General features: G+C 59.4%; 12 protein-coding genes and 1 tRNA gene. 5 read left to right on the plus strand and 8 right to left on the minus strand.

Annotated elements, in window-relative coordinates; genetic code table 11:
- Positions 1 to 186: 186 nt before the first annotated feature.
- Both pgsA and uvrC read right to left on the minus strand, forming a co-directional pair.
- Positions 187 to 735 (minus strand): CDP-diacylglycerol--glycerol-3-phosphate 3-phosphatidyltransferase, encoded by a 549-nt coding sequence (pgsA, locus tag ACTH3D_RS09725; protein WP_441666879.1) that lies wholly within the window; start codon positions 733 to 735, stop codon positions 187 to 189.
- Between the two features lie 68 nt (positions 736 to 803).
- Positions 804 to 2,618, minus strand: coding sequence for an excinuclease ABC subunit UvrC (gene uvrC, locus ACTH3D_RS09730; RefSeq protein ID WP_441666880.1), 1,815 nt, complete (start codon positions 2,616 to 2,618; stop codon positions 804 to 806).
- A 239-nt stretch (positions 2,619 to 2,857) separates the two neighbouring features.
- Between uvrC and ACTH3D_RS09735 the strand changes: the two genes are divergently transcribed.
- Positions 2,858 to 2,933, plus strand: a tRNA-Ala gene (locus ACTH3D_RS09735).
- Positions 2,934 to 3,072: 139 nt separating this feature from the next.
- On the opposite strand, the gene argF is transcribed toward ACTH3D_RS09735, so the two are convergent.
- Positions 3,073 to 3,993 carry an ornithine carbamoyltransferase gene (gene argF / locus ACTH3D_RS09740; RefSeq protein ID WP_441666881.1) on the minus strand — a complete coding sequence of 307 codons (921 nt, stop codon included), beginning with the start codon at positions 3,991 to 3,993 and terminating at the stop codon, positions 3,073 to 3,075.
- Between the two features lie 188 nt (positions 3,994 to 4,181).
- On the opposite strand from argF, the gene grxD reads away from it, so the two are divergent.
- A complete protein-coding gene (gene grxD / locus ACTH3D_RS09745; RefSeq protein WP_441666882.1) occupies positions 4,182 to 4,538 on the plus strand; it encodes a Grx4 family monothiol glutaredoxin in 357 nt (118 codons plus the stop codon).
- 95 nt (positions 4,539 to 4,633) lie between these two features.
- On the opposite strand, the gene rnt is transcribed toward grxD, so the two are convergent.
- Positions 4,634 to 5,317 carry a ribonuclease T gene (gene rnt / locus ACTH3D_RS09750; RefSeq protein WP_441666883.1) on the minus strand — a complete coding sequence of 228 codons (684 nt, stop codon included), beginning with the start codon at positions 5,315 to 5,317 and terminating at the stop codon, positions 4,634 to 4,636.
- 178 nt (positions 5,318 to 5,495) lie between these two features.
- Here rnt and ACTH3D_RS09755 point away from each other — a divergent pair, with 178 nt between their 5' ends.
- Complete coding sequence (locus ACTH3D_RS09755) at positions 5,496 to 6,716, plus strand: argininosuccinate synthase (protein WP_441666884.1); 1,221 nt, start codon at positions 5,496 to 5,498, stop codon at positions 6,714 to 6,716.
- Positions 6,717 to 6,841: 125 nt separating this feature from the next.
- Positions 6,842 to 7,150: an HlyU family transcriptional regulator gene (locus tag ACTH3D_RS09760; RefSeq protein WP_441666885.1), complete on the plus strand. Its 309-nt coding sequence runs from the start codon at positions 6,842 to 6,844 to the stop codon at positions 7,148 to 7,150.
- 3 nt (positions 7,151 to 7,153) lie between these two features.
- Here ACTH3D_RS09760 and ACTH3D_RS09765 read toward each other — a convergent pair whose 3' ends face one another.
- Genes ACTH3D_RS09765 through ACTH3D_RS09780 form a run of 4 tightly spaced genes read right to left on the minus strand, consistent with a single transcriptional unit; the run spans position 7,154 to position 12,557 of the window.
- Positions 7,154 to 9,904, minus strand: a complete 2,751-nt coding sequence (locus ACTH3D_RS09765) for an ATP-binding protein (RefSeq protein WP_441666886.1) — start codon at positions 9,902 to 9,904, stop codon at positions 7,154 to 7,156.
- A gap of 15 nt (positions 9,905 to 9,919) precedes the next feature.
- A complete protein-coding gene (locus ACTH3D_RS09770) occupies positions 9,920 to 10,111 on the minus strand; it encodes a hypothetical protein (RefSeq protein WP_441666887.1) in 192 nt (63 codons plus the stop codon).
- Positions 10,108 to 12,162 carry a 3'-5' exonuclease gene (locus ACTH3D_RS09775; protein ID WP_441666888.1) on the minus strand — a complete coding sequence of 685 codons (2,055 nt, stop codon included), beginning with the start codon at positions 12,160 to 12,162 and terminating at the stop codon, positions 10,108 to 10,110. Before ACTH3D_RS09775 ends, ACTH3D_RS09770 begins: the two co-directional genes overlap by 4 nt.
- Positions 12,159 to 12,557, minus strand: a complete 399-nt coding sequence (locus ACTH3D_RS09780; protein ID WP_441666889.1) for a response regulator transcription factor — start codon at positions 12,555 to 12,557, stop codon at positions 12,159 to 12,161. Before ACTH3D_RS09780 ends, ACTH3D_RS09775 begins: the two co-directional genes overlap by 4 nt.
- A 339-nt stretch (positions 12,558 to 12,896) precedes the next feature.
- Between ACTH3D_RS09780 and ACTH3D_RS09785 the strand changes: the two genes are divergently transcribed.
- Positions 12,897 to 14,523 (plus strand): carbon starvation CstA family protein (locus ACTH3D_RS09785; RefSeq protein WP_441666890.1); only part of this gene is annotated, 1,627 nt, incomplete at its 3' end.

The following is a 14,523-nucleotide window of genomic DNA, read 5'->3' on the forward strand; positions in this document are numbered from 1 at the left end:
CGGGAAACGAGATTCGAACTCGCGACCCCAACCTTGGCAAGGTTGTGCTCTACCACTGAGCTATTCCCGCCTGACTCGAAAGCGCATTTTACCGATAAGCTGGTGTCTGTCAACCATTTTTTCCAACAGCTTGATTGTGTAGGCTTTCATTCAGAGGCTGTTGTGTGGTGTTGGCCTGGTAGCTGACTACATCGAACGCGCTAGGTGCGGCCAGGCGGCGCGCAGATACTGGATCATTGACCACAGCGTCAGCAGGGCGGCCAGATACAGCGTAGCCACACCTAGCTGGGCGTAGGGTGAGCCGGGAGTGAACGCCAGAAGAATCAACAGGGCTATCATCTGCAGCGTGGTTTTCAACTTGCCGATCCATGACACTGCCACCGAGCCGCGGTTGCCCATCTCGGCCATCCATTCGCGCAGTGCAGAAATGACGATCTCACGACCGATGATGACCAGTGCGGGCAGTGTCAGCCACATGGCGTCATAGCGTTCGATCAGCAGCGCCAGAGCCACCACAACCATCAGCTTGTCAGCCACCGGGTCAAGGAAGGCGCCAAATGGAGTGGACTGGTTCCAGCGGCGAGCAAGATAACCGTCCAGCCAGTCGGTCAATGAAGCTACAGCAAAGAGCCCGGCGACTACCGGCATGCTCCAGCTGAAGGGCAGGTAGAACAACACGACCATTAACGGGATAAACACGATACGGGCCAGTGTCAGCAGGTTGGGAATATTCATCGGTGACTGCGATCCTTGCATCAAGGGGGTGGGCCGAAGATGGCTTATTCTATCTGCCTTGGGCAGTGTCATCCATGCAAGCTGCGATGAATCGTCTCAGCAAGCCTGACGCTGATGCCGGGCACGCGAGCCAGTTCCTCGCGGCTAGCCTGTTGTACGCCCTGCAATCCGCCGAAAAAGCGCAGCAGCTCGCGTCGGCGTCGTGGGCCGACACCAGGGATATCCTGGAGTGTCGAGGTGCGCCTTGTTTTATCGCGCTTTGCACGGTGGCCACTGATGGCGAAGCGGTGTGATTCGTCGCGGATGTGCTGAAGTAGATGCAGTGCGGGCGAGCTGGCATCAAGGTTCAGGGTTCGGTCTGCCGTTTCAATGAACAGCGTCTCCAGCCCAGCTTTGCGAGTAGTGCCCTTGGCGACACCCAGCAGCAGGATATCGCTGAGGCCCAGTTCTGCCATCACTTCGCGCGCCATATTCAGCTGGCCCTTGCCGCCATCGACAATCAGCAGATCGGGTTTTTCTCCTTCGCCGCCAGCCAGATGGCGATAGCGTCGGCTTAGCGCCTGACGCATGGCGGCGTAGTCGTCGCCGGGCTCGATGCCCTGGATATTGAAGCGGCGGTAGTCAGAATTGCGCGGCCCCTGCTGGTCAAAAACCACGCACGAGGCCACGGTGGCTTCGCCATGACTGTGGCTGATATCAAAGCACTCAAGCCGGGCGGGCGGTGAGGTCAAGTCCAGTGCAGCGCGCAGCGCTTCAAAACGACGCTCCAGCTGGTCCTGATTGGCCAGTTGGCCGGCTAGCTGTTGTTCGGCGTTGGTGCGGGCCAGCTCACGCCACTTAGCGCGGTGTCCACGCACCTGGTGGATCACGCGGATGCGTCGTCCGCCACGCTCGCTCAGTGCACCGGCTAGCAGCTGCGCTTCAGGCAGAGGGTGGCTTGTTATGATATCGCTGGGTATTTCACGGGTCTGGCCGAGATACAACTGGCTGATGAAATTACCCAGCAAAGTTTCGACATCCAGATCCAGGTCGTTGCCGGGAGAGTGGTGGCGTGAGCCGAGTAGCCGTCCCTGGCGAATCGTCAGCACGGAGATGCACAGTGCACCTGGCCGTTGGGCCAGCGCAAAAATATCGGCATCGCCGTTGTCGGTATCGACAATCTGGCGTTCCTGAAGTTTGCGCAGATGCTGAATCTGGTCGCGCAGCCGCGCGGCTTCTTCAAACTCGAGCTCCAGACTGGCCGCTTCCATGTCACGGGTCAACTCGTCGGTCACGGCTTCACTGCGCCCCTCAAGACACTGCACCGCGTGCTCCAGGTCACGGCGGTAGTCGGCTTCGCTGATGTAGTTAACGCAGGGCGCACTGCAGCGGCCTATCTGATATTGCAGGCAGGGCCGGGTGCGGTGGGCAAAGACGCTGTTCTCGCAGTTGCGGATGTGAAAGATCTTTTGCATCAGTGACAGGCTTTCGCGTACCGCGTGAGTGCCGGGGTAGGGCCCGAGATAGCGGCCATCATCATGGCGACGGCGTGCCCGCTTGTACTCCAGAGCAGGAAAGGGATGGCGGTCGGTCACAAAGATGAACGGATAGGTCTTGTCGTCGCGCAGCAGGATGTTATAAGGCGGGCGCAGCTCCTTGATCAGCGTCTGCTCTAGCAGCAGCGCTTCGGTTTCGGTGTTGGTGACCGTGACTTGAATGTCAGCGATGCGCGCGACCAGTGCCTGGGTTTTGGTATTCAGGGTGCCACGGAAGTAGCTGGTAAGGCGCGCCTTGAGACGGCGTGCTTTGCCAATGTAAAGGGTGTTGGCCTGATCATCGAACATCCGGTACACGCCGGGCGATTCGCTGACGCTGGCCAAGAAGTGACGATGGTCAAAGCTCATCGGTGTGTCGCTCGCCCTGTGCTGCCTAATGAAAGGGCTATCCTAGCAGAGCGCGGGGGGACAAAGCAGTGTGCAACAGGTCGAGAGAGATGACGACTGGTGACGGCTGATCTTGTCGGAGGGTTGGGGCTTGCTTGGTGATGAAGCGATACCAGCATTTTTCAGCCTGGGCTTGACTCGGATCAGGTAGGCGAGTATGATTCACCTCGTTCTTGAGGCAGCAAGGCTTCAAAACACGTGGGGCCTTAGCTCAGCTGGGAGAGCGCAACACTGGCAGTGTTGAGGTCAGCGGTTCGATCCCGCTAGGCTCCACCAAAAAGATTCAAGTCAAAACGCCCGATTATCTCATGCAGATATCGGGCGTTTTTGCATTGGCTTTGCATCGGCGGGTATTAAACTGCCGTTGGTTGCCAAGCTGGCGTACCAACCTGGCAACTCAGGCCAGCATGACGTCTCAGTCGTCAATCCGGCCGATCATCAGAAACTCTAGCAGCGCCTTCTGAGCATGCAGGCGGTTACCGGCTTCCTGCCAGACTTCAGCACGAGGATCGTCGAGCAGGGTTTCACTGATTTCTTCGCCGCGGTGAGCAGGCAGGCAGTGCAGAAACAGCACGTCGCTCGCGGCCTGGTCGAGCATTGCTTCGGTCACCTGGAAGCCAGCGAAGTCAGCCGTCCGCTTGGCCTGTTCCTCTTCCTGGCCCATGGAGGCCCACACGTCAGTGGTGACCAAGTTGGCGCCGGCAGCGGCCCGCATCGGGTCGCGATGCAATGTCACTCGGTCGCCGGCGACGGCCATAATGTCCTCACGCGGTTCGTAGCCCTCGGGGCAGCAGACCCTGAGGTTAAAGTCGAACTGGAGAGCAGCGTTGATCCAGGAATGGCACATGTTATTGCCATCACCAATCCACACCGCTGTGCGGTCGCGCACGTTGCCACGTAGTTCGGTCCAGGTCATCACATCAGCCAGTAGCTGGCAGGGATGATAGTCATCGGTTAGGGCGTTGATCACCGGCACGCGGCTGGCAGCAGCGAAGGCTTCAAGTCCCGCGTGAGAAAAGGTACGGATCATCACCGCATCCACCATTTCGGAAAGCACACGCGCCGTGTCGGCAATCGGCTCGCCACGTCCCAGTTGGGTATCTTTGGAGGACAGAAAAATCGCATGGCCGCCAAATTGGGTCATCCCAGTCTCAAATGACACCCGGGTACGCGTCGAGGATTTTTCAAAAATCATCGCCAGAGTGCGATTGGCAAAGGGGGTGTAGGTTGGCCCCTGGGTCAACAGGTTGTTCTTGATGGTAATGGCGCGCTGAATTAGGTAGCGCGCCTCTTCCTGGCTCAGGTCGAGCAGGGTAAGGAAGTGCCGGGCGGCCATGGCGTGGCTCCTCGGAAAAAAACGACCATCCTAGCCAGCCTGCAGGGGATGCGCAACGCGGACAGTATCAGTAGAATGGCGTTAGCTAAAGACTGACTGGTATGCTGGGTTATTAATTGCGTCCCGGCTCAGGCTGTTTTTCACCATCAACACCGCCGCCCCCGGCTTTTTGACAGAGGGTATACCTGATGAGCACTACCGCAGAAAATATTCAGAAACAGATTAATGACAACACCATCCTGATCTATATGAAAGGCACTCCCCAGCTGCCACAGTGCGGCTTTTCCGCCCAGACTGTTCAGGCATTGATGGCGTGCGGAGAGCGTTTTGCCTTCGTCAATATCCTGGATAACCCGGATATCCGCAGTGAACTGCCGAAAATTGCCAACTGGCCGACCTTCCCCCAACTGTGGGTTGAAGGTGAGCTGGTCGGTGGCTGCGATATCGTGGTTGAAATGCATCAGAGCGGAGAGCTGGAGCCGTTGATCAAGCAGGCGGCTGCCCGCGCCCAGGCCGCTGAAGGGCAGGGCCAGCCGGACGCCTGATTACAGTTTCGCCTTTCTGGCAGGCAGAAACACGCCCCCGTAGCCTATCTGGCCGCGGGGGCGTGTTTTTTGGTGCTGAATTTGGAGTCTTGAGTTCAGCTGTCGTTTTCGTTGCTGTCTTCTTCCATCTGCTGTTCGCGCAGGGCCAGCTGCCAGCCACCCAGGTCCTTGTAGCGGTTGACCATGGCGCAGAACAGCTCGGCAGTGCGCTCGGTATCGTAGCGGGCCGAGTGTGCTGCGTTGTTGTCGAACTCGATGCCCGCTGCACGGCAGGCGCGGGCCAGCACCGTCTGACCGTACACCAGGCCGGCCAGTGAGGCAGTGTCAAAACTTGAAAAAGGATGAAAGGGATTGCGTTTGATACCACAGCGTTCCACGGCTGCATTGAGGAAGCCATGGTCGAAGGCAGAGTTATGACCGACCAGGATCGCCCGAGTGCAGCCCGTTGATTTGAGCGCTTTGCGGATGGGCTTGAAAATGTCGCCTAGCGCCTCAGCCTCGCTGACCGCCATTTGCTGACGCAGCGGGGCATCGAGCTTGATGCCGGTGAAGTCGAGCGCCGATTGCTCCACGTTGGCACCTGCAAAAGGGCGGACGTGAAAGGCATGGGTCTCGTCGGGCATCAGGTTGCCTTCGGGGTCCATGGTCAGGGTCACTGCGGCGATCTCCAGAATGGCATCCTGTCGGGCATTGAAACCACCGGTTTCCAGGTCCACCACTACGGGCAGAAAACTGCGAAACCGCTGTGCCATGAGTTCGCGGGTGGCCACTTCGCTCATGCACCTCTCCTTGTTGGGCGTCAGTTGGGCGTCAAATTGGGATCATTTAACCGCAGAATTCTAACAGCAATGGGGTCAGGCGTCCCGCTGCGGTATTCCTGATCGCCGCGTCGCGCTATAATCAGCGGACATTAATCATTGTTCATTGGTTATTCACCAACAGCAGGAGCGTCTCTGCATGTCCGAGGTCAAGAAGGTCGTGCTCGCCTATTCTGGCGGCCTGGATACATCTGTCATTGCCAAGTGGCTCAAGGAAACTTACGACTGTGAGGTGGTGACCTTCACTGCTGACATCGGTCAGGGCGAGGAAGTCGAGCCGGCCCGCGCCAAGGCAGAGGCGCTGGGTATTAAGGAAATCTATATCGAAGACCTGCGCGAGGAGTTTGTCCGCGACTACGTCTACCCGATGTTCCGCGCCAACACCATCTACGAGGGCGAATACCTGCTGGGTACCTCCATCGCGCGTCCGCTGATCGCCAAGCGTCTGGTTGAGATCGCTAACGAGACTGGTGCCGATGCCATTTCTCACGGTGCTACTGGCAAGGGCAATGATCAGGTGCGCTTCGAGCTGGGTGCCTATGCGCTCAAGCCTGGCGTCAAGGTTATTGCGCCGTGGCGCGAGTGGGACCTGAACTCTCGCGAAAAACTGATGGCGTACTGCGAGCAGCACAACATCCCGGTTGATTTTGCTGGTCAGAAGAAAAAGTCGCCGTACTCCATGGATGCCAACCTGCTGCACATTTCCTACGAAGGCGGCATTCTTGAGGACCCTTGGGCCGAGGCCGAGGAAGACATGTGGCGTTGGAGTGTGTCGCCGGAGGCTGCGCCGGAAACTCCTACCTACATCGAGCTGACCTACGAGCGTGGCGATATCGTCGCCATTGACGGGGAGTCGATGAAGCCCCACGAAGTGCTCGAAACGCTCAATAAGCTGGGTGGCGACAACGGAATCGGCCGTCTGGATATCGTCGAGAACCGCTATGTGGGCATGAAGTCCCGCGGCTGCTATGAAACACCAGGTGGCACTATCATGCTGCGCGCTCATCGCGCCATCGAGTCGCTGACCCTAGACCGTGAGGAAGCTCACCTGAAAGATGAGCTGATGCCCAAGTACGCCAAGGTGATCTACAACGGCTACTGGTGGAGCCCGGAGCGTCGTATGCTGCAGGCGGCCATCGACGAGACCCAGAAGAACGTCTCCGGCGTGGTTCGCATGAAGCTCTATAAGGGCAATGCCACGGTAGTGGGGCGCAAGTCTGACGAATCGCTGTTTGATGAGTCCATCGCCACCTTTGAGGACGATGCCGGCGCTTACGATCAGAAAGATGCCGAGGGCTTTATCAAGCTCAACGCGCTGCGCTTGCGCATCGCTGCGGGCAAAGGCCGTCAGCAGGACTGACACCTGAAGTTAAAAGCAGGACGCTGGTAGCTAACATGATGAACAGACAGGGCCGCGTGCAGTGTAATGCGCGCGGCCCTGTCTGTTATGACCAGCCTGTCATAACAGGTAATAAAGGAGGCGGAATGTTCGGCAAACTGTTTTCAGGGCTATTCGGCAGTGGACGCACTGAAAAGTCCTCCCGAGAAGGTGAGGCGGTTGAATATAACGGTTACCTGATTGTGCCGCAGTGCGAAGATTTAGGCGGGCAGTTTCGCGTCAGCGGTTGGATTCGTAAGCTGGCTACTGAGGGCAGCCCCGCACGTGAGCATCGCTTTGAGCGCTCCGACGTGGTACCTGGGCGTGACGCCTGTGAGGAGCTGATGGTCAGCAAGGCTCAACGCATGATCGATGATAGCGGAGACGCACTTTTCACCGATGCCCTGAGCCAGTAAGTCTCAGGGTGCTTGTGTTGCGGGCTGTGTATCGTTTTCAGGTGGGGCCGTTGGTAGCTCCATGACTAGGCAAGCCCCTTTCAGGGTCGGTGCGTCTTCTACCCTGAGCCGCCCGCCCAGCTGAGCGATGATGCCGCGACTGATCGGCAGCCCCAGGCCGCTGCCACGGGGCCGCGGGCGCACAGTCCCGTCGCCCTGGTATTGGATCTGGTGGAACTTCTCGAATACCCGCTCGCGCTCATCTTCGTTGATGCCAGCGCCATTATCCTCCACACCTAGCCGGTAGCCGTGCTTGTCCTGCTCAAGGAACAGGCGGATGCGTGGTTGGGCGTCGTTAGAAAACTTGATGGCGTTGCCCAGCAGGTTGATGATCACCTGCTCCAGGCGGTCCGGGTCGCCCACCACCATGGCACTGGTTACGCTGATATCTATTTCTAGCTCCAAGTTGGGTGTCTTGTGCAGTTCCGGCAGGGCGTCGACGCCGTGATGAACCAAGGTGATCAGATTGACACGCTGCGGGTTCAAGGTCAGTCGGCCACTTTCCAGTCGTGCCAGGTCGAGCACTTCTTCGATCAGTCTCGACAGGCGCTCACTTTCACGCACCACAACGTCAAGGAAGTGGGTGCGTTTTTCCTCGGTGAGCTCCGGGCTGTCGCGCAGAATCTCGGCGAAGGCCCGTATTGAGGTCAGTGGTGTGCGCAGTTCGTGGCTGACCATGGCCACGAACTCATCTTTGAGGCGATCAAGCTCGAGCAACCGGTCGTTGGCTGAGCGCAGTTCGGCACTGATCTCTTCAAGCTCGTGGGACTTCTGCTCAAGTCGGCGGTTCATGGCGAGTATTCGCTGGGTGCTGTCGAGCATGCCCAGCAAGGTGTCCAGATCTGGTGCTTCGCCATGCACGACCGAGTCCACCAGTACCCGGGCCGAGGCGTTGCCCAAGGCACCGGCCAGTGCCTGCTCGGTGCGCTCAATCAGCTCGGGCGCAGCGGTGTCGTTATCATTACGCACGGTATGGTCGGCAAATACGCGCTTTGCCACCCCAGCGCCAAGATAGCGCTCCAGCAGGGTGCGCAGTGCGCCGGCGGGTGTCTTGCCCCGGGGCATGGCGCTGGGGCCAAACTGTGGTGCCATGGCGCCGGTAAACAGCGCTGCTTGGGTGCGCTCTAGTGGTGACGCCCTAGTGAACATCGAGACACCGAACAGCAGTGCCATGTTGAACCCCAGGCTCCACAACAGCGAGTGGCTGTAGATATCCATTCCCTCAAGCCAGAATAGTGCCTGGGGCTTGAGCCATTCGATAGCGTATGGCCCGAGTTCGACAAAGCTGTCATCCAGCCAGCCTGAACGGGCAAAACCGGGAATCAGCAGCGTCCAGGCCCACACCAGAATGCCAGTCAGCATGCCAAGTCCGACACCCAGGCGGTTGGCGCCGCGCCAATACAGGCCGATCAGCAGCGCCGGGGCAAACTGGGCGGCGGCTGCGAACGACACCAAGCCGATGGTCACCAGGCTATAGGCATCACCAATCAGCGCGTGATAGGTGTAGCCCAGCATCAGGATGCCAACAATGGAAAGTCGGCGGATGGCCAGCAACCAGCGGGCCAATACACCGCTGCCTGCATCGCGCAGCCAGCGTGAGCGCAGCAAAAGCGGCATGGCAAGTTGGTTACTTACCATAGTAGAAAGCGCAATGGTCTCGACAATCATCATGCCGGTGGCTGCCGAGAGGCCACCGATAAACACAAAGATCGACAGCGCCTGTGCGCCAGCGCCCAGCGGCAGGGTGAGAACGAAACTGTCAGGATCGCCGCTGCTGTTTAGCAACAGACCGGCCATGGCGATGGGAATCACCATCAGGTTAATGGCTAACAGGTAGAGCGGAAACATCCAGGCCGCGCGGTTAATATGGCGCTCGTCAACGCTTTCTACCACCAGCACCTGGAACTGGCGTGGCAGAGTCAGGAAGGCCAGAAAGGCGAGTACCAGCATGCCAAACCACCCCGATGCACCGCCTGGAACGGCATCGAGGCCCAGTCGGTCGGCCAGCGAGGGCGTGGCGGCGACCTGCGAGAACAGATCACCGGGGCCATCGAACAGTACGAATAAGGTAAACAGTCCCACCGCCAGAAAGGCGGCCAGCTTGATCAGCGACTCGAAAGCGACTGCCGCAACCATGCCTTCGTGGCGCTGGCTGGCATCCAGGTGACGTGCGCCAAACAGGATGATGAAGGCAGCTAGCACCAGGGCGACCCAGAAGGACTTGTCACTCCAGAAGTGGCCGGCATCCATCAGCGTTGCATAGTCGGTGCGGCCGGTCAGTACGGCGTGGCTTTCGGTAATGGCGCGCAGCTGAAGAGCGATATAGGGCGTAATGCCGATTAGCGCAATGGCGGCAACTAGTGCGCCAAGGCCACTGCTCTTGCCATAGCGGGCGCTGATGAAGTCGGCAATGGAGGTAATGCGCTGGGCCTGGGCGATACGCACCATCTTGCGCACGATGATCGGCGACAGCAGCATGGCCAGCGTCGGACCTAGGTAGATCAGCAGGAAGCCCGGGCCGGCCTCAGCGGCTCGCCCGACGCTGCCGTAGAAGGTCCAGGCGGTACAGTAGACGGCAATGGAAAGTGCATGAACAGTAGGGGAAGAGATGATCGAGCGACGCTGGGCAGCGCGCTTGTCGGCCCAGGCAGCAATAATGAACAGCAGACCCAGATAGCCAAAGGCGACGATCAGCACATTCCATTCGCTATCCATGCAAGTGTCTCCTGGTCAATCTTCCGCGTGGCCTTCAAGTAGCCAGGCCGCGAGGCCGATCACGATGCCCCACACCACAAACAGATACACCGGCAACCAGATGCCATTCTCTATACGGTCGGCCATCAGCAGCAGCGGTGGAGTGAACAGCAGGGTGGCCAGGGCCGTCAATCCCAGCAGGCGCTCGCGGCGTCGGGGGGTCATCATTGGGCGTTGGGGTCCTCACGGTCGAAGGCGCTGGCCTGCAGCGCCAGCAGCTTGGTCAAAGAGTCGATGCCGCGTGCTTCCAGGCGCGGCAGCAGGGCCAGCCACAACTCAGCGGTGACCCGGGCGTCGCCCAGCGCGGTATGCCGGCTGCCAGGGGCAAAGTGCAGATCGTAGCGCTCCGCCAGGCTGTCCAGATCATGGCCGTCCAGCCCGGGATCTAGGGCGCGTGAGATCAGTAGGGTGTCGAGCACTGGCATGTCAAAGCGTAGCTCGCTTTCAGGCGGGTGGATCGCCAGCATGTCGAAGGAAGCGTTGTGGGCCAGAATCACCGCATCGCCAATGTAGCCGCAGAAGCGTGGCAGCACCTCACTGGCCTTGGGTGCGTCGGCCACATTCTCGTCGCTGAGACCATGAATCGAGGTGCTTAGCACTGGAATCGGCCGCCCCGGGTTGATTAGCTGGTCGAAGGCTTCGCTAGCCAATAGCCGGGCATTGACTATACGACAGGCACCGATGCTGATCACCCGGTCGCCACGGCGTAACTCAAGCCCGGTCGTTTCAGTGTCAAAGGCGACGATCTCCAGAGCACGAGGCGGGCAGGCGGCCAGCTCATCGTCGGGCGGCGGCAAGTCGGCGATGCCGAAGTCATGGAACTCCGGGCGGGCTATGCCGCGCTTGGGCGGTTCGACCAAGCCTGCTGAGGCCGGTAGGGGAAGGCGCAGCCGGGCGTGCTGGCCGTCGGGATCCGCCAGGCTCCAGGCGGCGCTGTCATGCTGGCGCAGAATTTCGTTGGCCGTGGGTGCCATGGGCAGGTCGTTTAGGGGGTGCTCAAGGCAGGCATCCAGCGCGTGCTGGGGTAGTGGTGTCCCCGACCAGCTGAGCTCCAGGTAGGCGCGTCGTTCGCCATGGCGCAGCTCACCGTCCAGGCTTTGTTGGCCGCTGTGTGTCGTCAAGGCTTCAAGCAGTACGCTGAGCACTTCCAGCAGCGCCGGTGCATCGCCCTTGAACCAGCCCGGCAGGCCCACTGGGATTACCCTGGTTTGCTGGTGACGTTCATCGAGTGCCGCCCACAGATCATTGGACCACAGCGGCAGCAGGCGCTCGCCTTGGGCGTTGAGTTCATCCAGACAGCTGCCCAGGTTGGCCAGGTGCTCGGTCAGCGCATGGCTTTCTTCGCTCATGGCGGTGTCCAGACGTTGACGCAGGGCGGCAGGACCATCGGCAGGCAGTTGGCTCAGGGCGTCGGCAACACTGGTGAGGTTGGCTCCGTGACGACGCAGCGCCGGCACCAGTTTTGCCAGTGTCGCCTTGGCGCCCATCTCGCTGCTCCAGCTTGCTGTGGCGTCAACTAGTGTCAGCAGGGTCTCGCCTTCGCCCCCCGGAATTCGGCGCAGGCTGGCGCGCAGCCAACGTTCATCGCAGGGCACCAGCGCATCACGTGGGCTGCCATCGTCAGGCAGGCGATCCATGGCGTCGAGCAGACTGCTGGCAGGCAGTAGGGTTTCCAGGCGTTTGCCCAGCCCCAGCCCGGCATGCCCGACAAACATCTGTTCGGCCGCAGGGTTGAGCAGTAGCTGGCGGTGGTGGCGGTCGCACAGCAGCAGTGGGATCTCCAGCAGTTGTAGCAGGCTTTCCAGCTGACGACGAATACCGGCGGCGTGGCGGGCACCATCCTCCCGGGCATGCTGGATACGGTGGCGGTCTTCCCGCCAGGCCTTGCGGATACGCACGAAGTCAGGGCCTAGCCCGCGCAGCCAGCCCTCGGGAGGATTAGGGTCTTCGGCTTCAGGATTGGCCACCATCAGTGCCAGCTGGGCCTGCAGGTGGCGCAATGGAGAAAATAGCTGGTACTCCAGCAGCAGGCCGACCAGCAGTATGGTGGTGCCACCTGATAAACAGCCCAGCCACAGCGCGATAAGCGCGAGACCCTGCGGCTGGAATTCGGTATCCAGCCACACGGCAAACAGGGAGCCGCCCACCAAGCTGACGCCGCTCAGTAGTAACCACAGCCCGACCAGCTTCTGGCGCTTGGGAAGCCCCTTGTTACTCATGGCTGCTCCTGTCCCTGAGAGTTACTCTTTCGGCTGGCCAGCAATGCCTGGACCTTCTCGACCAGGTCACGGGTGGAAAAAGGTTTGGTGATGTAGTCGTCAGCGCCCAGAGCGAGGCCTTTCTCGCGCTCTACCTCGCGGCCATGGGCGGTCAGCATGATGATCGGCGTCGTGGCGTGGGCTGGATCAGCGCGCAGACGCTCCAGCACGTCGAAGCCACTGATGCCGGGTAGGCTGATATCGAGCAGGATCACCTCGGGTGTCTGTTCAGCAACGCTGGCTAGAGCACGCTCGCCATCCTCGGCGGTAGCCACATCAAAGCCGGCCTGCTGCATGAGAAACTCAAGCGACAGGAGAATGTTGGGTTCATCATCTACTACCAGTACCCGGGTCATGGCATTCCCCTCGTGACATAGCGGGTTAGAGATATCAGGCGATTATGGCCTTTTTGGCTCAGTCTAGAGAGCCTGCCTGCAACGGAAAACGCGACCTTGGCCCAAGTTGGCAGAATGCTTCACTGTGGCTGCTGGATATGGTCTGGTGGAAAAAGCCGATACGCTACCGCTCGGGTGAGGCCAAAAACGTGGGTAGTTCAGACCGTTGCCTCTGGAAGCAAGTCCGGGATGTTAGACTAAGGTGTATGCGTGTCTTGCTCCCAAAGGATGGTGATAGCTTTTTTTGCGTCGCATACTCATTGACTTAGCTGATTGATATCAACCAATAAGGGGTCGCCAATGAGTGCCGTATTGATGCTGGTAATGGGGCTGTCCGGAATGGCGCTCGGTTATTTCATTTATTCGAAGTTTATTGCCGAGAAGATATTCCGACTTTCAGATGACTTTCAGACACCGGCCCATGAGTTCGAAGACGGTATCGATTTTGTGCCGACCAACCGCTATGTGCTGTGGGGCCATCACTTCACTTCGGTGGCTGGTGCTGCGCCGATTGTCGGGCCTGCCATTGCGGTGATCTGGGGCTGGGTGCCGGCCTTCCTGTGGGTGGTGTTTGGCACTATTCTCTTTGCTGGCGTGCACGATACTGGCGCCATCTGGGCCAGTGTGCGTAACCGCGCTCGTTCGGTGGGTGCTCTGACCGGCGATGTGGTCGGCAAGCGCGCACGCGGTATCTTCATGATCGTCATATTCCTGCTGTTGCTGATGGTCAACGCCGTTTTCGCAGTGGTTATCGCGGGGCTGATGATGAAGTTCCCTACCGCTGTAGTGCCGGTGTGGGGTGCCATAGCTGTGGCCCTGGTGATCGGCCAGTTGATTCGCCGACGTATTTTTGGTCTTGGGCTGGTCTCGATTGTTGGTGTGGCTGCGCTCTACGGGCTGATCTTCCTCGGCCCGTCTATGCCGATCCAAATGCCTGCAGAAGTGGGTGGGCTGTCCGGTAATGCGGTGTGGATCCTGCTGCTGTTCGGCTATGCGGCTATCGCGTCGCTGCTGCCCGTATGGATGCTGCTGCAGCCGCGTGATTACATCAATGGCCTGCAGCTGTTCATTGGCCTGATCATTCTGTATGGGGCTGTGGTTTTCCTGAATCCCACCATCGTTGCACCGGGCTTCAACAGCAATGTGCCTGAAGGTACGCCATCGCTGTTCCCACTGCTGTTCGTGACCATCGCCTGTGGCGCCATTTCCGGTTTCCACGGTCTGGTATCGTCGGGCACTACCTCTAAACAGCTCAACAAGGAAACTGACGCGCGCTTTGTGGGCTACTTTGGCTCGGTAGGTGAAGGCATGCTGGCGCTGGGCGCGATTCTTGCGGCAACTGCCGGCTTTGCGTCGCTGGCTGACTGGGAAGCCATGTACACGTCATTTGGTCAGGGCGGTGTCAATGCCTTTGTCGAGGGCGGTGCCTTCATCATCCATAATGGTCTGGGTCTGAACGAGACCACCGCCGCGACTCTGCTGACGGTCATGGCGGCACTGTTTGCCGGCACCACCATGGATACCGGCCTGCGTTTGCAGCGCTATATCTTCCAGGAGTGGGGCGAGATCTATAACCAGAAGTGGATGAAGTCTCCGACCATGGCCACGCTGCTGGCGGTGGCGACCTGTCTGGTGCTGGCCTTTGGTGCGGGTGCAGATGGTTCTGGCGGGCTGATCATCTGGCCGCTGTTCGGTACCACCAACCAGTTGCTGGCAGGGCTGACGCTGCTGGTGATCTCGGTGATGCTGATCCGGCTTGGACGCCCGGTGTGGTATACCCTTGCACCACTGATTTTCCTGTTGGTCGTCACCGTGCTGGCATTGCTGGCGCAGCTCAAGAGTTTCTATGACGCTGAAAACTACTTCCTGCTAGGACTGGATATCGTGGTGCTGATTGCCTCGGTGCTGGTGGCGCTGGAATGTGCAG

The organism is Halomonas sp. (assembly GCF_052095765.1).
Taxonomy (GTDB): domain Bacteria; phylum Pseudomonadota; class Gammaproteobacteria; order Pseudomonadales; family Halomonadaceae; genus Halomonas.